This is a genomic window from Pseudomonas sp. R1-7 (genome assembly GCF_051132105.1).
Taxonomy (GTDB): domain Bacteria; phylum Pseudomonadota; class Gammaproteobacteria; order Pseudomonadales; family Pseudomonadaceae; genus Aquipseudomonas.
In genome coordinates, this window is sequence record NZ_CP071661.1 from 4,256,770 (window position 1) to 4,275,913 (window position 19,144).

A 19,144-nucleotide genomic window follows, 5' to 3' on the forward strand; every position below is an offset into this window, starting at 1 on the left:
GCGTCGTTACTCCTCAAGCAATCGTTGCAGTTGCCCCACCACGTAGTCCTGCTGTTCATCGCTAAGGGAAGGAAACATCGGCAGGCTGATGGCCTCGGCGTAATAACGTTCAGCCTGTGGATAGTCTCCTTGGGCAAATCCGAGATCGCGGTAATACGGCTGCAGGTGGACCGGTATGTAGTGCAGGTTCACGCCAATCCCTGCCGCACGCAAGCCTTCGAAGACCTGACGATGATCGAGGGATATCTCGTCGAGCCGCAAGCGCACGACATACAAGTGCCAGGCCGATTCGGCGTCGGGCTGCAAGCCGGGCAAGGTCAGGGGCAAACCGCCCAGCAACCGACTATAGCGTGCCGCCAGTTCACGACGCCGGGCGATGAACCTTTCAAGCTTATCCAGCTGGGAAAGCCCCAAGGCAGCTTGAAGATCCGTCATGCGGTAATTGAAACCCAGCTCCACCTGCTGATAGTACCAAGGCCCATGGCTGGGCTCGGTCATCTGTCCGGCGTCACGAGTCATTCCGTGGCTACGCAGACGTTGCAGACGCTGCGCCAGCTCCGGGCGATTGGTCAGGACCATCCCGCCTTCGGCGCTGGTGATAATTTTCACTGGGTGGAAACTGAACACCGTCATGTCTGCAAATTTGCCACACCCCACCGGCCTGCCGGCATAAGACGCCCCCACCGCGTGAGAGGCATCTTCAATGACCGTGAACCCGTAGCGCTCGGACAAGCGGGCAATTTCACGCATGTCACAGCTTTGTCCGGAGAACGCTACCGCCACCAATACCTTGGGCAGGGTCCCGTCACGCTCGGCCTCCGCAAGCTTTGCGGCCAGGACAACAGCATCCAGATTCCAGGTCAGCGGATCGATATCAACGAAGTCCACCTGCGCGCCGCAATATCGACCGCAGTTGGCCGAGGCCAGGAAGGTGTTGGGCGTGGTCCACAAACGATCCCCCGGCCCAAGCCCCGCCGCCAGGCAAGCGATGTGCAGCGCAGCGGTCGCGTTGCACACCGCCACGGCATGACCGGCCTGGCAGCGGCGGGCCATGGCCTGTTCAAAACGTTCGATCGCAGGCCCTTGTGTCAGCCAGTCGGACTGCAACACGGCCACCACGGCATCGATGTCAGCCTGATCGACACTTTGCCGACCGTAAGGAATCATACCGACAGCCGGGCGTGCAAATCGGCGATCTGCTCCACCGACAGAAAGTGCGGATTGGTGTCTGAGCGATACTCGAAATCCTCGGCGACAGGCCGGCCTCGCTCGCCCAGGTTATCCACAGCGAAATCCACGTCCACGCTGGTGAAGCGAATCGATGGCTGGATCGTGTAATGGTCGGAGAATTCGATAGTCATGCGCGCATCGTCCAGCGGCACCATCAACTCATGAAGTTTTTCACCGGGCCGAATGCCGACGTTCTTGTGAGGCAGGTGCCCGGCCATGCCCGACGCCAGGTCGACGATGCGAATCGACGGGATCTTCGGCACGAACACCTCGCCGCCGTGCATGCGAGCGAAGCTGTCCAGCACGAATTGCACGCCGTGATCGAGGGTGATCCAGAAGCGGGTCATGCGCTCGTCGGTAATCGGCAATTCGGTGGCACCCTCGGCAATAAGCTTGCTGAAGAACGGCACCACCGAGCCCCGGGAACCGGCAACGTTGCCATAGCGCACCACAGCGAAGCGGGTCTGCTGTTCACCCGCGATATTGTTGGCGGCCACGAACAATTTGTCCGACAGCAACTTGGTCGCGCCGTACAGATTGATCGGGCTGGCCGCTTTGTCGGTGGACAGCGCAACGACCTTTTTCACGCCGTTGTCGATGGCCGCTGCGATGATGTTTTCAGCACCATTGACGTTGGTGCGAATGCATTCGGTGGGATTGTATTCTGCCGCAGGCACCTGTTTAAGGGCCGCGGCATGCACCACGTAATCGATGCCGCGCATGGCCTGGCGCAGGCGATCGGCGTCACGCACGTCTCCCAGGAAATACCTCATGCACGGAGCGTTGAAGGTCTGTTGCATCTCGTACTGCTTGAGTTCGTCGCGGGAAAACACCACCACGCGCTTGGGCTGGTATTGCTCCAGCAACCGACGGATGAAGTTGCGCCCGAACGAGCCGGTGCCGCCTGAGATGAAAATCGATTTACCGTTGAACATACCCTGATTCCTTTTGCCTGGCAGGCTTATGCGAGCAACCGCGCCCAATCGACAGCCGTGGCGGTACCCAGCGCAAAACCGGTGTCCGTCAAGGCCAGGTTCGGGTTACGGGCCGCGTCATGGTCAAAGCGTGACTGCCATTTGTTGCGCAAGGCGTCGGCCGCCTCAGGCGCATCGGGGAACGCACCGGCGTGCAGCATCTGCGCCTGGGGCGTCCAGACTGTGAGATAGCCTGCATCGGCGACTTTCAAGCAAAGGTCGACGTCGGCAAACGCCTCGGCGAATTGATCCTCGTCCAGGCCACCAACAGCTTCGAACAAGTCTTTGCGGATCATCAGGCACACGCCTGACACCGCCGAGTAGCTCTGTTCCGCCTGATGGCCGTTGAGATAGCCCTTGGCGTCCTTGCGCTCGCCAACGAACACCGAGGCCACCTGCCCGTCGGGCTTGAGCACCAAGCCAGCCTGGGTGGTGATACCACGGATATTCATCTGTTTGCTGCCGACGATCCCCACTTCCGGGCGCAGGGCCTGGTTGAGCAGGCTGTCGAGCCAGTTGGTATTGATCACTTGGGCCTCGGCAGAAAGCAGCACCAGGTACTCACCCTTGGCCTGGGTGCTCGCCCAGTTGTTCAGGGCCGAAGCGCTGAGGCGTCGATCGCTGCGCAGGATACGGATCCGGTCGCCCTTGCCTTCCAGGCTGTCGAGCCATTGGGCCATTGCCTCGGACTGGCTATGGTTATCGGCGATCAGAATTTCATGACGATGATAACGGGTGCGCTGCAGCACGCTGACCAGTGCCTGCTGTACCTGTTCGAGATTGTCCTGGCTTTCGAGAATGATCGATACCAACGGCCGCTCGGCATGCTGGTAGTCGACTTGATAGGTCAACGGTTGCGCCGAAGTGACCTGGGCACGATAACCCCGGGCCGCCAGGTGGCGTGTCAGTACTTGACGCTCCTGGGCATTTTCCTCTTCAGCCGGGGCGCCACAGATCAGCAACGGCTCGGACAGATGCGCCAGGCCGGCAAGCCCCTCGTCCTCGATCAGACGCAACAGGACGTCCAACTCCAACGCCTGGGTGTATTCAGGCGTAAATCCACGCGCCTGTTCCAGCACGTCACGACGAATCAGCCAATGCCGGGCCATCAGCGAAGGCACCGATTGCAGGAAATCGAGATTGACGCCAGGGCGGAACACATCGACCAGGCTGCCATCGGCCTTGCGCTGGATTTCATCCATGGCTACGGCGCGCACGCCGTCGGCGCCGATCAGCTCAAGACTGGCGCGCAGCAGGCCGCTTTGAGTGAACTGGTCACCGGCCTCGGCCAGCACCATCCAGTCGGCGGAGGATTGCCCGATGATCTGGTTGATGCGCTCGACATAGTTGGTGGTGGTGACTTTGACGAAATGCACGGTGTCGCGCACGGTGGTGGTCGCCGGCAGGTCGCCGGTGGTGAACACCACCACGTTGAACGCCTTGCAATGGCCGTTGACCAGGCTGTCGAAGGTCGCTTGGAGCTTGAACATATCAGCGTCCAGGTCCAGCAACAGGATGCCGAACCGCGGGCCGCCTTGATGGTTGGCCAGGTGAGCGGTGATGGACTTCAGTTGCTCGGCATCCGGATTGCGCGCCTCAAGCCAACTCAGCAAACGACCGGAGTGCATGTTTTCCAGCAAGCGCCGATCCGACTGCCCAGGCACCGAGTCCAGACGCTCGGCCCAAGCCTGCAATTTCACCGCCTCATCAGGCTCGTCGCTGCTTTTCAACGACTCGGCCAGGCGCTTGACCACGGTGCGGTTGAACGCATACAGGCCCTGGGCTTCCCACAAGCGACTGCGCAATGTGCGCTCGTTATCGTTGGGCTGCACGCGCATCAGTTCATGCTGGCGCAGCAGGATGCCTTCCAATTGCTGAAGCTGCAGGCGACCGGCCGGCATGGCGTGCAACAGGAATTCAAACTGGGTCAGGAGATCGAAAACCTTCTGATTGTAAAATGGCATTTCGACAAACTGCTGTGGGCCAAAGGAACGTATCGGCTCGCCCCCCGCTTCCAGCCAGGCCGAACGAATGATCTGCGTGCCCTTGAGCGAACGCCCTTGTTGCAGGCAGTCGGCCATGGCCGCAAAACTGTCCAGGGCGATCTGCTTGATGCGTTCCGGAGCCTGCTCGCTGAGCTGGGTCGGCACGGATGCCAGGAACTCGGCGAATTGCTCACGCTCGGCGACGCTTTTCGCGTCTTTGTAACTCAACACCGTCAGGACGTTGGTGTTGTGTTCGGAACCGCCGTAGTTGAGTTCCCGCACGGCGAACGGAATCGGCAGGATCCGTGCCTTGGCGCAAGCCAGCAGGTAGAAGCTATGGCCGATTTCCTGCCACTCGAAACTGGTGCCAGGCGGCAACATGCCGTACCACTGTTGCAGCAAGTCAGTGCGGGTCACGGCGTAGAACGGCGGCAGGAATTGATCCATGAAACGGATCACACGGTCCTCGGCCGATTCGCTGTCGTAGTCCTCATGCACCTTGCGGTCACGGCGGAAATAGCAGACTTCTGTCGCGCAGGACAAATACATGATGCCGTAGCCATGGCAAAGGCCATAGTCGGGGTTGGCTTCGAGAAACTCCACCGATTCGGTCAAGGCATCATGCAGCAGGAAATCGTCATCAGCGGCGAACACCATATAGGGCGTTTTGACCTGGTTGACACCATAGGTCAGTTTTTCCTGAAGCCCTTTGTAGGTGAACTGAGGCAAGTGGCGGTAATCGACCGACGGAAAATCCTGGGCGATCCGATCATCGCGCTCCACCGACGAGTCCAATACCAGTACCGAGCACGGATAGCTGCTGTAGTAATGCAATGTGCGGCGCAGGAAGGCGCTGCGGTTGTGGGAGATGACCACCACGGTGAACCGCTCGCTCAGCGGTGCCACGTTGTTTTGAAGCGTATTTCGAACCTGCATATTTCCTAGTCCCCACAACCTGCCAGACGCCAATGACTTGAAACGGATGGATTAACGAACCCGACGCAGATAACCATCCGGCGCAACGGTGATCAGCAGCTTGTTTTGCAGTTGCTGGTCGATTTCGAAGCTGTCGTTCTCTTCGAGGTATTTCCATACGGCGGTTTTCGGGTTATCGCCCGGTCCCCATGGGCGATCCGGGAAGAAGTCCGCAGGCATGTCTTCCACCACCGTGTCCATCACCACGCAATAGCTGCCCACCGAAACCAGTGGCGCGTAAAGACGCAGCTCTTCGAGCACATGGTCATGGGTGTGGTTGGAATCGAGCACCAGGATGACTTTCTTGCCTTTGGCCGCTGCGTGGACCTGCTCGGCGATGGCCGGATCGATGCTCGAACCTTCGATCATCGAGATGCGCTTGCTCATCGGATGGCTCTCGATGGCTTCGCGATTGTGCGGGCGGATATCCAGGTCGATGCCCAGCACTTCGCCGTGGCCTTGCAACTCCAGCAACGAAGCGTAATAGATGATCGAGCCGCCATGGGCGATGCCGCATTCAATGATCAGGTCAGGCTTGATCTGCCAGATCAGCTCCTGCATGGCCATCATGTCCTGCGGCAGTTGGATGATCGGCCGCCCCATCCATGAAAAATGGTAGCTGTACTTGTGGCGGGCCGATTCGTTGAAAAACTCCTTGGCCAGCGCAACGACATTCTCGTCTTGGCCTTGAGCTGAGATTTCAGCTTGGCATTGGGCTTCAAAAGATTTGTGAAGGGTGTTGTCGGTCATGTTCGAGTCTCGCGGTTATTGGAACGAAGCGCTGTCAACGGCGTGATAGACGTAGCGCCCACCGGTCATCCGCTTGATCTCTTCGAGGTAATTGGAATTCATTACGAACAGGTTGGCGCCTTCGGGCAAGGTCTCCATCGCCTCTTCGGGCGAGGACACGCGCACGCCACTCAGAGGCAAGTAGCGCCCCTGCTTGGCGGGATTGATATCCACCACTCGATCAACTGCAACGCCCGCGCGTTGTAGCGCCAATGAATAGATCACACCTTTGGACGACGCGCCCCAGATTGCCGAACCTTGCTCGGGCGCGCCCAGGATAATCTGCACGGCACGGTCAAGGCTGGCGGTGAAGTTCTCCGGCAGCATCAGCGACTGCGGTGCATCGGCTGGCGTGCTGCGCAAAGTGGAAAGATCCGCAACGATATAAAGGTATTGGCCACCGAACAAATGCCCGGCCTCGTGCACAGTCCCGAACATCGCGCGCAAGTCGGCGATGCGAAAGTAATTCACGTGCTCGTAGAACACGTCGAACCAGGCGTTGTGCTGAATAATCCAGTCGAAACACGGCACTTCGATATAAATCTGTCCGCCCTGGTTGGCGGCGGCGATTTCAGCCAAAAAACTGATCGGATTACTGATGTGCTCCAGGACATGGCGCAGCACGATGGCGTCAGCCGCCAGCCCCAACTCGCGACTGAACGGGGCCTTGATCACATCAGGGTTGTCCCCTTCATAGGAAGGATCGATCCCAGTGATGGCGTAGCCGAGGCCTCGCAGCATTTCGAGGAAAAAACCTTTGCCGCAGCCAACCTCAATCAGGCTTTTGTCCTTGAAATGTGGCGCCAGGATAGCCTCGACGTCATTCAGGTGCTGTTGGAACTGCACCGAATGGGCTTGCTCGTTTTGATAGTCGACGTCATAGCTGAGTTTGCTGGCGTCGAATGCCTGGTTGAAAATCAGACCGCTCTGACTATCCTGCACCAGCACGATATCAGCGCTGGCCGATGCCTGAGCCTGTTCGGCAGTGGCAAATGTACGGTTCTGCAGGATCGGCAGTCCACTTGCCCGATAAAGTTCATGCTGCATGCTCTTCTCTCCTGAGTTGCGAAATCCGCCGGGCATCGCCCCAAAACGCCATGGGCTCATGACCTGAGTACCCATAGTGCCCCAGGTTCAAGGCGATGGCCGACTGACGCTCGCGCACTCGCTGTTCAACCAGTGTCCGTACCGAAACCGGATAGCCACTGCAACAGTTGATTACTCCATCCACATCGCGCCGCGAAATCAGCGAGGCCAGCTGAGAAGCGGCTTGTCCGATTTCCAGATAATCTCGTAATTGGTCGCCCGCAGACATGTTGAATTGGGCATCACCTTCGTCGATCGCCCGATCAAGACTGGCCAACAGACTATTCGGACTCTGTCCTGCACCATGCAGATAAAACAGGCGTGCCCACTGCAACGTAAATGCATGTTCTCGCTGCAAGGCTTCAAGGAACCGATGCAAAGTATGCTTCGCCAGACCATACGGCGTGCAGGGTTGTGCGATCACCGTCTCACTCAATGGGCCACTTTGCAGTCCGTACTCGAAACAGGTACCAGTGACCAGAACATGGCTGATGCCGGCTTCGATCACGCGCTTGAGAAACGCGTAATCCAGCGGCAAGGTTCGCTCGAAATGGAACAGCGCCTGATAGTTCGGCAGACCTGGCCACGCCAGATGGGCGATGGCATCGACGCCGTCGGTCAGGACACCCACGTCGAGATCTGGTGCGTGGATGTCCGCCACACGGAATTCCACATCTTCAAACCATGGCATAGCGCGCGCGATCTCGACGTTTCGACCTGAAGCGCGAACCTTGAAGCCTTTGGCGAGCAAAGCACTGACCAGATGCCGACCGACAAAACCGGTGGCCCCCGTGACCAGCACGGTCGAGGAATGGCCCATTACAGCTCAACTCCACTGAAATTTTGGCCCAGCAACGGATGACTCGCGTCTTTGGCTGACAGGTTTTTAACCGGCAGCGGCCAGGGGATAGACAGTGCAGGATCATTGACTGACAGGCCGGCCTCATGATCCGGAGCGTAGTCAGCATCGGTAAGGTATAGCACTTCAGCGTCATCGGTCAGGGCTTGGAAACCATGGGCGAAGCCGGCAGGAATCAGGAAACTGCGTCCGTCATCGGCTCGCAGTTCTTCGGCATGCCACTGCAGGTAGGTTGGGGATTTTGGTCTCAAATCGACCACCACATCCCATACCGCACCACGTATACAAGTAATGAGTTTGGACTCTGCGTATCCGGCCGTTTGGTAGTGCAGGCCGCGTACGCTACCTTTTTCGACCGTACGTGAATGATTGATCTGACGAATAGCGAACGGTCGCCCCTGGATCGTGAGGCGGGACTGGCAGAACAATCGGGCAAAACGCCCCCGATCATCGCAGAAGACTTTTTGCCGGATCAGATACAAGCCTTCCGGCGCTAACGCCTGAAGGGTGAAATCAGTCATACCCGCCCCCTATAGAGGTTCAATTGATTCAGAGTTATTGCACGCATGTCGTCACCGTTCTGCCACGCCAAATGCCAATCCAGGGTCTGGGCCAGGCATTGCTGCAACGACCAGCGTGGCTGCCAGCCGAGCAGCTGCCGGGCGCGGCTGCTGTCCAGGCGCAACAGGCCAGCTTCGTGCAAATCGCTCGGCTCAATGCGCAGGCCGGGCGCTTGCGGCCAGCGCTCGGCCAACAACTGGACGACTTCGCCGACGCTGCACATGTCGGCCTCACCAGGGCCGAAGTTCCAGGCACCGGCGAACTCTGGTCCCTGTTGATACAGGCATTCAGCCAATAACAGGTAACCAGCCAAGGGTTCCAAGGCGTGCTGCCACGGACGAACGGCCTGTGGATAACGCAGCGTCACTGGCTCGTCTGCCGACCAGGCTTTAAGCACATCGGGAATCAGGCGCTCGGGCGCGAAATCACCGCCGCCCAGCACGTTGCCGGCCCGCGCCGTGGCCAGGGCCAGGCCATGCTCGGCATAGCGCTCAGCCGAAAAGAATGAGGCGGCATAAGACTGCGCCAGCAATTCGCAGCAGGCCTTGCTGCTGCTATAGGGGTCGTGACCGCCCAAAGGCTCGTTTTCGCGGTAGGGCCATAGCCATTCCTGGTTGGCGTAGACCTTGTCAGTGGTGACCAATACACACGCCTTGACGCCGCCCGCCTGGCGAACCGCTTCCAACAGGTTGAGAGTGCCCATGACGTTGCTGGAATACGTGCCCAACGGGTCGCGATAACCTTCACGCACCAACGGCTGCGCAGCGAGGTGCAGGACAATCTCCGGCTGCACGTCGGCCAGCAGCTCCAACAAGGCGCCGAGGTCGCGCAAGTCACCGCGCCGGTCATCGATGCCCTCGCGCACGCGGGCCAGCTCGAACAGGTTTGGCTGGGTGGCCGGGTCAAGGGAAAAACCACTGACCTTGGCCCCCAGGCTTTGCAGCCACAGCGTCAGCCAACTGCCCTTGAAACCGGTATGGCCGGTGACCAGCACGCGCTTGCCACGCCAGAATTCCGGGCTCACGACCATTGCTTCCATGGGGCCTCGCCGCTTTGCCACAGGGCTTCGAGGTGGTTTTTATCCCGCAGCGTGTCCATCGGATGCCAGAAACCATCGTGCTGGAACGCCTGGAGCTGCTGCTCGGTCGCCAAGGCGGCCAGCGGCTCTGCTTCCCAGGAGGTGTGGTCATCGGCAATAAAAGGCAAGACTTTTGGCGAGAGGACAAAGAACCCGCCATTGATCCAACCGCCATCACCCCGTGGTTTCTCGGTGAAACCCAGAACACTATCGCCGTCGCGCTCCAGTGCACCGTAACGCCCCGGAGGCTGAACCGCCGTCACGGTGGCCAGCTTGCCGTGGGACAAGTGAAAGTCCACGAGCGCGCCAATATTCAGGTCCGACACGCCGTCACCATAGGTGAAGCAGAACGCCTCTTCGTTTTCCAGGTAACGCGCCGCCCGACGCAGACGACCGCCGGTCATGGTCTCTTCGCCGGTGTCGATCAGCGTCACGCGCCATGGCTCGCTGTAGTTCTGGTGAACGTCCATGCGGTTGTTGCACATGTCGAAGGTGACGTCGGAGGTGTGCAGGAAGTAGTTGGCGAAGAAATCCTTGATGGCATAGCCCTTGTAGCCCAGGCAAATGACGAAGTCGTGGATCCCGTGGGCGGAATACTGCTTCATGATGTGCCAAAGAATTGGCTTGCCGCCGATCTCGATCATCGGCTTGGGCTTGAGGTGCGACTCCTCGCTGATCCGCGTGCCGAGACCACCTGCCAAGATAACTGCCTTCATCGTCTCCCCTCTTGTTCATCACCGGGCTCGGCCAAGCGTTGTTTCGCTTTGCGGGCGCGGGGATTACACCTTCGATGCCGATCCGGGCGCTGCGATGGGCCGCGAGCGCTCGTTTTATGGCGATATGAGGGGGACTTGCAGGAAACGCGCCAGCTCTGGCGGGAGCAGTTTCAGGGGAAAGAAGTCAAAGAGAAGGCCGCACGCGATCTGTGGCGAGAGGGCCTGCCCCCTCGCCACAGCCAACGCTGCACAAGGCAACGTTCAATCCGGCAACCACCCCCACAACCAATGCTGCAGGTTCTTGCCGCTGAGCATGTAGTCCCGCAACACCGCCTCGCGCAGTTCATCTCCCATGCGGTAACTGGCGTCCGGGTCTGCCAAGTGCATGCGTATTGCGGCGATCCATTCCTCGGTGCTGTTGCTGCGCACCTTGGTGCAGGGCAGGAACCCGTCGTAGGCCTTGGTGTCGGTGCAGATGACCGGGTAGCCACACGCACCGTATTCCAGCAAGCGCAGGTTGCTCTTGCAATCGTTGAAGATATGGAACTCCAGCGGGGCCAGGGCCAGGTCAAGATTCAGGCTGGCCAGTTTGAACGGATAGTGGGTCAAAGCGATTGATCCATGGAATTCATGGATATAGGGCCGCAATGCTTCCGGGCACATACCGAAGAACACCCACTCCACTTCATCGGCGAGTTCGCGAACCACGTCCGCAATGATCTCCAGGTCGCCACTGTGGCTGGTCCCTCCTCCCCAGCCCACCCGGGGCTTGGAGGACGTGCCGCGCCGGCTGGTCAGCTTCGCCCACGGCTCAGGTGGCAACATGTTAGGCACGATACGAATCTCATTGTGCATGCTGGACAAGGCATCAGCGAGCGAAGGCGTGGTCACCACCACGCGATCACACAACCCGATTCCTTCGCGCAGCATCTGTTCGATATTGGCCGGCTTGTTGCGCGCATGCGTGTTTTTCTTGGGCGCCTGGACGACGTAATCGTCGAGTTCGAAGATCCGCAAGGCGCCAGAATATTTCTTCATTCTGAGGATATCGCCGGCCGCCCCTTCGCTATAGCGCCCCTGCAATACGATCGTATCCGGCGACAAGCGCTCGATCTCAACGGTCGAAGGCGACTCGTAGGCGACCCGGGCGATTACTCGTCCGGCGGCCTCCAACTCGGCCAACGGGGCCGTGACCCGATAATGACCAACCGCGGTGGCGTTGACCGGCAAGCCAAGTATCAATGGCAGGGCGCGAGTGCAGAACGGGTTCCAGTTGTTGCGCAGCGACGGTTCCAGGCTGAAGCTGGAGGCTCCCAGGCTCAATGCTGGGTTGTAGCCCGGATCCCGGGCGATCTGCGGCAGCCATCTGAGATAGAAGATTTCGCGCTCGCGCTCCGCCAACGGGGTTTCTTCAGGCTGGGCAGCGGTCGATTGCGGATCGTCTTTCACGACCGTGGCGTAAGGCGTCCAGACCACCAGATAACCGCTTTTACCTGCGCGCAGGCACAGGTCGACATCGCTGAGGCCGAAGGTAAAGGACGCATCGTCCAGGCAGCCGAGCTCGTCGAAAACCTGCTTGCGCACCATCAGACAATCGCTGCTGACCGAACTCCAGTTCTGGGTCGTATGCAAACGCTGCATGTAGCCGCGCGAAGCCGCCGCTTCGCCGTAGAACGGCGTACCCACCGGCCCAGCCAACCCGAGAACCTGCCCGCCGCCGACAATCGTGCCTTGAGGACTGAGTATTCTCGCACCGACCACCGCAACCTCAGGGCGCTGGGCATGATTGACCAGTTCGTCCAGCCAGTCATTTTCACAAACAACCAAGTGCGGACTGAGCAGTAGCAGGTAGTCGCCCCGAGCCTGGCCAGCAGCAAAATTATGCACAGCGGCATCACTGCGCTCACCGGCATATCGCAGCACCCGCAACATGCTCGCGCCCAGCTGCGACATGTTCTCCAGCCAGTCAAGCATGGCCGGATCCCGGACGCCGCTGTCCACGATCAGAATTTCATAATGGGTATAGGCCGTGCGCTCGATCAGGCTCTCGGCACAACGCTGCAAGGCGGCGAGCGACTCACCGGTGCGCAGAATGATCGATACCAACGGACGCTCGCCGTGTCGGTAGTTGATGCGGTTGATCAACGGCAACGTGTCCGGGGAAATCTCATGATCGATGCCGATACGCTCCAGATGCGCACCCACCAACCGGGCGTTGCCCTCGATAACCTCGGGCAGCGACAACCACTGGGCGAAGCTCAGGAGCGACTCGACCTGGATTTCCGCAATGTGTTCGATGGTCTGAGGGCCGGCCTCTTCCACCAGGCGCCAGAGCAGATCGTGGGGCGCCAGTTCACCGTGAGCCGGCTCAAAGCCACCGAGGGCCATGAATCGTTCACGTTCGAAAGCCAGGGTCCGACCAACATAGGGGTAGGCGCGCATCAAGTCCAGGTTGAAATCCGGCTTGAACACCGGCTCGAAGGACTCCCCATCCACCAATGCACCTTCATCACTGTAGACGCAAAGGATGCCCTGCCTTCCGGCAACGCGCTCGGCCAGGATCAGCAACGCCGAATCGCGGAGCACGTCGCCCGCTCGCAGTAAGTAGAACCAGTGCGCGCCCTCCAGCTGTGGCACGATGGCATTGAGCTGACGCGGCCAATCGGCCTGATAAGGCAGTTGCAGCACTCGCTCATCCGCTTCGCAATGAGCATCGGAAAGCACCACCACGGCCTGGGCTGGATACAGCTGGCCCTCGATGCTACGTAACGTCGTCGCAAGCGATGTCGCATCGCCGACAGCATCGATGATCAGTGGCACGATGTTCGGCCGAAACGGCCAACTATCGATGCGTGCGGGCATGACGCGTCGCTCTACTTCACTGAACCGGCGGACGGCCAGCCATTCGCGATAGAAGTCCGCATAACTCTCACACTGCGCCCCCACTCGACCGTTCACGACGGTATTGCGGTTGCCCAAAACGCGGGTTACGCAGAGCTCCTGCCAGGCATGAGGCTCATCGGTGATTTTGTCCAGATCAATGCAGCGCACCCAACCCGAAGCCGGAGCCGCTTCACCGCTGCGCGCAACCAGCATCTGCGCCAACCATCCCCACTCTGTTTTTGCCGCCTTGAGCATTTCCGGGGTCTTGCTCAGACGCTCCGGGTAGAGGCGCTCGATACTCAACACGGTATTCAAGGCAATCAGGTTGCCGCGCCGCATCAGGCAGACAAACAAGGCGAAGTCGAGTACCGCGACAAAACCGGCACCGTCCTGAATAAGGGCAGGCAGTAGCTCCAGCACATCAGCCCGGCGCATCAGGGTCGAACTGAAATTGCCAACAAAGTTGGTTGGCGTGCTCTCGAAAATCGCCAGCATGTCGTCGCCCTTGAGCAAGGCGTCATTTGGCGAGAAACGGCAATTGTCCACACGGGGCGGCAAGATGAAGTTGCCTGCATCGCACAACAGCCGCAGCGCGAACACCACACTCGCGTCAGCATGGTCCATCAACGCCTGGGCCTGCAGCGCAATACTCGGTGCGAAAAGACGGTCGTCATCGCACAGCACCTTGATGAATTCGCCCCGCGCCTCTTCGACACAGCGCAACAGGTTGCCTTGCAGTCCTAGCCGTTGAGGGTTTTTCAGATAGCGGACCGGATGGGCCGGCTCTTTGAAGGACGCGACTATGTCGCGGATTTCATCGCCAGGTGAATCGTCGCAAACGATGATTTCAACGTTTTCGTACGTCTGCGCCAAGGCACTGAGCAGTGCCTGGTCGAAAAACCGAGGGTTGTAGGCAGGAATGACAATGCTGACGAGGGGGAGTGACTTCACGGTTTAAACTCTCGAGCGGCGGGCCCCGGCCTTTTCAGGTCGGAGCCCCGGAACCGCTTAAAAAAAGACGGTTGGCGGCTCGGTCGACACCGGCTCAGATCTTGTTGAACAGACCCAACTGGGCAATCTTGCTGAACGCCAATTGCGAGGCTTGCAGCATGGTCTGTTGCAATGTCAGGCGAGTCATCACCTCGGCCGCATCCGAATCGCGGATTGACGATTGGGTGTGGTTGTTGGCCAGGATCAAGCTCTGGTTGGTGTCGCTCTGGGTGTCCAGAGCGGCACCACGACCACCCACTGAACTGAGGGCGCTGGACAATTGATCGGTGCCGCTTGCCAGGTTGCCAATACCGGACGCCAGCGAAGCCTGCAGCTTCTGCAGCGCAATAGGATCGTTGTTGGTCGGCGTGCTCAACGCGGTCTTCAACTGATTCACGGTGTCCAGGATGTTCTGGGTTTCGTGGGTGTTGACCGCGATGCTGAACTGATCGTCCGCGGCTGGCGTGCCGTCCAGGGTGAAGCTCACGCCCGAAGCAGTGGCCACGTTACCGGCCAGGGTGCCGCTGGACACGGGTTGGCTGTTAGCCGTGAGCGGTGCCGCGTAAAGGTCGAAATCGGTGGCGCTGGTGAACTTCAATACCGCCGCACCCGTCGGGAAACTGGCGTGGTAGGCCACCGGATCGGTGATCTCGCTGCCGGTGATCTGTACCGCGGTCGGGTTGCCCGGACTGCGCATCGGAACGAAGGTGTCCGGCTTGGCCGCCAGGGTGAAAGTATGGCCTGGCAACACAGTGCCGGGGACATCACCCGTTTGCAGATTGATGTTGAGGGTCAGTTCCACACCACGGAACTGGACCGCCTGCCCGCTCTTGCTGTTCGGGTCGAACGCACCGCCCTGGCTGGCTTCTGCAGTCACGTCATTGCCGAGCGCATCGGTGATTCTCAGCTGCGTGCCACTGGTGAACTCCACGGTGTAAGGCTCGCCACTGCGGAACTTGGCGTTATAGCTGACACTGGACGACACCTGGCCGTCGGACAGGACCACGCGTCCATCGTCCACCGGCGGCGCGGTGCGGGTGACCTGGCTGCGGCTGGTGTTGACGGCTTGCTGGAACACTTCCCAACCGGTGCTGTTGGTGGCCATCGACATGGTGTCGCCGACCGGCAGGTCGAGTGTCACCTGGTCACCGTTGTAGCTGTAGCTGCCGTCGGTGTTGCGGGTGAATGGGATGGTATCGCCCTTGGAACCGGCGAAGATGTACTTGCCGTTTTCATCCTTGCTGTTCATCAGGCTCAGCAATTGTTCTTCGATCTGCGCCAGCTCCGAAGCGTTGGCCTGGCGGTCGGCGTCGGTGTAACCGGCGTTGCCGGCACCGACAGCCAATTCCTTGGCGCGCTGCAGCACGTTGCCGATGCTGTTCATCACCGCTTCGGTGGTGCCCAGGGTGGCCTTGATGGTGTTGGCGTTGGTTTCGTACTGGGCCAGCATCGAAGCCTGGGTGCCTAATTGCAGCAGGCGCGAAGCCCCCACCGGATCATCGGCGGCAGTGTTCACCCGCACCAGACTGCTGGCCTCTTCGCTGGTCTTGACCACGTTGGCGAAGTTTTTCTGGTAGTTCGCAGCCGTGCTTTCGTAAAACTGAGAAGTAGAAATGCGCATGGGCTACGGCTCCTTAAAGACTGTTGATCAATGTGCTGAAGATTTCCTGCGCAGCCTTGATGATCTGCGAAGACGCGGTGTAGTACTGCTGGAACTTGACCAGGTTGCCGGTTTCTTCGTCCAGGTCGACGCCTGACAGCGAGTCGCGGGCATTCTTGGCGTTGTCCAGGATCGCGCCGGTGGCGGCGCTGTCCAGCTTGCCTTGGGCAGCCTTGGCACCGACGCCTTCCACCAGCTTGCCGTAGGCATCATTCAGGGAAATGCCTTTGCTGGCCGAACCGGTGTCCACGGTCTTGGCGGTCTGCAAGCCGGCGAGCGCGGTACCGTTACGGTTGTCCAGGCTGCCGGGCTGGCTGAGGCTTATATCGATGCCGGAACCTTCGGATGGCGCGCCGGCAATCGACATATCGAACGTGACGGTACGCTGCACCGGCGGTACGGACGAATCCATGATCGGGGTGCCGGTGGCGTCCTTGAGCGGAACGCTCAGGCTCAGGGTGTTGCTCTGCCCAGGCTTGATCGTACCGCTGCTGATCAGGCCGCCCTTGGCATCGAGCAATTGATAGGCCTGGCTGGTACCACCGGCCGACGTCGCCCCGAACACCACCTTGACCGGCATCGAAGTCTTGATGCCGTTCTGGATGATGCTGGTGGTGGCTTCGTCGTAGATGTCCAGCTTGGTGGTCATGGTCGGCTGGCCGCTGGCCGGAATGGTCAGCGTGCCGCTGCCGCCCGGCGTGATGGCGGCGCCCAGCGGCGCGGCAATCGCCAGCCGCTTGGAGTCGGTCATCTCGGTCTTAATGCTGCCCGCCGCGTTGCGGGTCGGGGTGATCTTGAACGAATCACCGGCCACCGCCGGGCCACCGCCGAAGGTCAAGGCGAAACCATCGACCACCGGTGGAGGCGTAGTCGCGGTGTTGAACGCCCCCATCGGCGTGTTATCCGGCAAGCGCTGCACGGTGTAGTCGGTAGCGCTGGTGAACGTGATCTTGTAGTCGTTGGTGGTCAGCTTGCCGGTGTCTTCGATGGCCACGTTGAAGTTGCCGGACCCGGCGCTGTTGCCCAGCGAGGCGACGCTGCGCTGGCTCATCTGGGCGGCGCTGTTGATGCTGCTGAACAGGTTGGAACCAAACGCACCGTTCTTGTCGATGCCCGAGGCCTGGATGCTGTTCATCTGGTCTGCGACGACCAGCGCCACGCGACCCAGCTCGTTCATGGTGGGGTCGAGCACGGTGCTGCGGTAGCGCATCAGGCCGCCTATTTCACCACCGGTCAGCACCTGGGTAAGGTCCATGACGCTGGAGCCGCTGTTGAGCTGGATGCCCATGCGCCCCGGATCGTTCTTGTCCGGCACTGCTTCCAGTTTATTGGTGATATTGCCCATCACCAGTGGCTGGCCGGAACCGAGGTAGATGTCCAGGCTGCTGCCGTTCTCCACGACCTGAGTGCCAGTGAAGGTTGACAACTGGCGAATGGTTTCGCTGCGGGCGTCGAGCAGGTCGTTCGGAGCGCCGCCGGAGTTGGAGACTTCGGCGATTTTCTTGTTCAACTGGGCGACGGTGGTGGCCAGGCTGTTGATCTGGTCGACCATGTTCGACAGGTTGCCATTGATGTTCTCGTTCTGCGCGGTCAGCTGGCTGGCAACCGAGTTGAAACGGTTGCTCAGGGCCTGGGCATCGCTGAGCAGCAACTGGCGTGAAGCATCGTCGCCCGGCTTGGCGTTGACGTTCTGCACCGAGGCGAAGAACTTGGTCAGTGCGCCATTGAGACCGGTGCCGCTGTCCGACAGCAGGGAATCGAGTGGAGTGATCTGCCCCTGATAGGCCGCCGCATCGCTGTTGAGCGAGGTGGTGGTCTTCAGTTGTGCCTCAAGGTACGAGTTATAGACCCGGCGCACATCCGCCAGGGTCGTGCCGGAGCCGATGAACACGTTGCCGTACTGGTTCGACGCCTTGGTGGTCTGCACGGTCTGCTGACGCGAATACCCTGCGGTATCGACGTTGGCGATGTTGTTACCCGTGGTCACCAGTGCGGTCTGGCTTGCGGACAGACCCGACATCCCGATATTGAGCAAACTCATGGTTCAGACCTTATAAAGTCGTGGTGGCACCAGCCGAGGCGTAGTTTTGGTAACTCGTCATCTGCCGGGCTATATTCGAAATCTTGTTGGCGTAGTTCGGGTCGGTGGCGTAACCGGCCTTCTGCAACTCGCGTACAAACTGTTCCGGGTTATCGGCCGACTTCAGCACATCTTGATAGCGACTGTTGCTTTGCAGCAGGTTGACCAAGTCATGGAAACTGTCGCGGTACGAAGCGTAGGAACGGAACTCGGCCGTCTCCTTGACCATCTCGCCATTGCGGAACTCGCTGGTGATCGCCCGCGCCGAATCGCCCGTCCAGTTCTTGCTGGCCTTGATACCGAACAGGTTGTGGCTGCTGCTGCCATCGGGCTGGCGCATCACCGATTTGCCCCAACCGGTTTCCAACGCGGCCTGGGCCACCAGGTAACGTGGGTCGACGCCGATACGGTCCGCCGCTTCCTTGGCCATTGGCAGCATGGCGTCGACGAATTCATCGGCATCGCGGAAGGCCTTGCGCGCCGGTGCCAGCGGTGGCTGGGCCACGGCGCGACCGTAAACCTGCATGTCGCCTTTGGGCTCGGCAGCCTTGAGCGCGGCCAGCCAGTCACCGTTGGCCAGCTCACCGGTAGCCGGCTTGACGGCGGCAACGGCACGATCCGGCAAGACGTTCTGCGCGACGGCCTCAGGCTTGACCGATGCCGAAGGCACCAGCCCGGCAAGCAGGCGGTCGGCGAGTTTCGGCGGCAGGGCCAGGCGGCGCTGGTTGATCAATTCCATGTCGTTGCGGTGAATGCCCTCGGCCCCTTGCGGCGCGCTCACAGCCCGCGAGGCCCAGAGCGGACGCTGGCCGTTGCTGCGCGACAAAGGACCATCGGGCAGCGTTCCGGCCGCCACAGGCGTAGGCACTGGCGCCTTGGCCTTGTCCAGCGCCTCTTGCTGCTTGGCGGCAGACAAGGTGGCCGCCTCGCCCGAGGCCAGCGGCTTGTTCTTCGACATCTGGCGCAGCAGCACGTCGGCCAGACCGATACCGCCGCCCTCGCGGGACATGGAAACGGCCAACTGCTGGTCGTACATTTCCTGGTATTGCTTGGCTTCCGGCGTGTTCATCGGATTGTCCTTGCCCAGGGCCTCGGTGGCCGAACGCATGGACTTGAGCATTTCGCCGAGGAACAGCGACTCGAACTCCTGCGCCACTTTGCGCAGGTTGCCTTCGCTGTTCTTGTCGCCGACCTTGAGCTGGTTCAGGCGATTGAGGTCCGAATAGGACGCTGAATCCCCACTGATCAAGGCGCCTATGCGCATATCCACCATGACCG

General features: G+C 60.1%; 13 protein-coding genes. All 13 read right to left on the minus strand.

The genetic code is table 11. From position 1 onward, the window contains the following. Nucleotides 1-6: 6 nt before the first annotated feature. The 13 genes from pseC to flgJ all read right to left on the minus strand — a co-directional run bounded on the left by pseC (nt 7) and on the right by flgJ (nt 19,139). Entirely contained in the window at nt 7-1,167 is a 1,161-nt protein-coding gene (gene pseC, locus J3P79_RS18960) for a UDP-4-amino-4,6-dideoxy-N-acetyl-beta-L-altrosamine transaminase (RefSeq protein WP_434605005.1), read from the minus strand. Continuing rightward, entirely contained in the window at nt 1,164-2,165 is a 1,002-nt protein-coding gene (gene pseB, locus J3P79_RS18965; RefSeq protein ID WP_434605007.1) for a UDP-N-acetylglucosamine 4,6-dehydratase (inverting), read from the minus strand. The genes pseC and pseB overlap by 4 nt, the downstream gene beginning before the upstream one ends. A 26-nt stretch (nt 2,166-2,191) precedes the next feature. Continuing rightward, the gene (locus tag J3P79_RS18970) at nt 2,192-5,125 is read right to left on the minus strand and encodes a TIGR00180 family glycosyltransferase (RefSeq protein ID WP_434605009.1); all 2,934 of its coding nucleotides are present in this window, start codon (nt 5,123-5,125) and stop codon (nt 2,192-2,194) included. Between the two features lie 51 nt (nt 5,126-5,176). Beyond that, nucleotides 5,177-5,914 (minus strand): cephalosporin hydroxylase family protein, encoded by a 738-nt coding sequence (locus tag J3P79_RS18975; protein ID WP_434605011.1) that lies wholly within the window; start codon nt 5,912-5,914, stop codon nt 5,177-5,179. Nucleotides 5,915-5,929: 15 nt separating this feature from the next. Continuing rightward, nucleotides 5,930-7,000: a class I SAM-dependent methyltransferase gene (locus J3P79_RS18980; RefSeq protein WP_434605013.1), complete on the minus strand. Its 1,071-nt coding sequence runs from the start codon at nt 6,998-7,000 to the stop codon at nt 5,930-5,932. Beyond that, nucleotides 6,990-7,859 carry an NAD-dependent epimerase/dehydratase family protein gene (locus J3P79_RS18985; RefSeq protein ID WP_434605015.1) on the minus strand — a complete coding sequence of 290 codons (870 nt, stop codon included), beginning with the start codon at nt 7,857-7,859 and terminating at the stop codon, nt 6,990-6,992. The genes J3P79_RS18980 and J3P79_RS18985 overlap by 11 nt, the downstream gene beginning before the upstream one ends. Further along, nucleotides 7,859-8,419, minus strand: coding sequence for a dTDP-4-dehydrorhamnose 3,5-epimerase (gene rfbC, locus J3P79_RS18990; RefSeq protein WP_434605017.1), 561 nt, complete (start codon nt 8,417-8,419; stop codon nt 7,859-7,861). Before rfbC ends, J3P79_RS18985 begins: the two co-directional genes overlap by 1 nt. Beyond that, on the minus strand, nt 8,416-9,498 hold the full coding sequence (gene rfbG, locus J3P79_RS18995; RefSeq protein WP_434605019.1) for a CDP-glucose 4,6-dehydratase: 1,083 nt from the start codon (nt 9,496-9,498) through the stop codon (nt 8,416-8,418). The genes rfbC and rfbG overlap by 4 nt, the downstream gene beginning before the upstream one ends. Beyond that, nucleotides 9,480-10,253 (minus strand): glucose-1-phosphate cytidylyltransferase, encoded by a 774-nt coding sequence (rfbF, locus tag J3P79_RS19000; RefSeq protein ID WP_434605021.1) that lies wholly within the window; start codon nt 10,251-10,253, stop codon nt 9,480-9,482. Before rfbF ends, rfbG begins: the two co-directional genes overlap by 19 nt. A gap of 261 nt (nt 10,254-10,514) precedes the next feature. Further along, entirely contained in the window at nt 10,515-14,087 is a 3,573-nt protein-coding gene (locus tag J3P79_RS19005; RefSeq protein WP_434605023.1) for a glycosyltransferase, read from the minus strand. Nucleotides 14,088-14,181: 94 nt separating this feature from the next. Then, the gene (locus J3P79_RS19010; protein ID WP_434605025.1) at nt 14,182-15,747 is read right to left on the minus strand and encodes a flagellar hook-associated protein 3; all 1,566 of its coding nucleotides are present in this window, start codon (nt 15,745-15,747) and stop codon (nt 14,182-14,184) included. A 13-nt stretch (nt 15,748-15,760) separates the two neighbouring features. After that, nucleotides 15,761-17,827, minus strand: coding sequence for a flagellar hook-associated protein FlgK (gene flgK / locus J3P79_RS19015; RefSeq protein ID WP_434605027.1), 2,067 nt, complete (start codon nt 17,825-17,827; stop codon nt 15,761-15,763). A gap of 10 nt (nt 17,828-17,837) precedes the next feature. After that, nucleotides 17,838-19,139: a flagellar assembly peptidoglycan hydrolase FlgJ gene (gene flgJ, locus J3P79_RS19020; protein ID WP_434605029.1), complete on the minus strand. Its 1,302-nt coding sequence runs from the start codon at nt 19,137-19,139 to the stop codon at nt 17,838-17,840. Between the last annotated feature and the right edge of the window lie 5 nt (nt 19,140-19,144).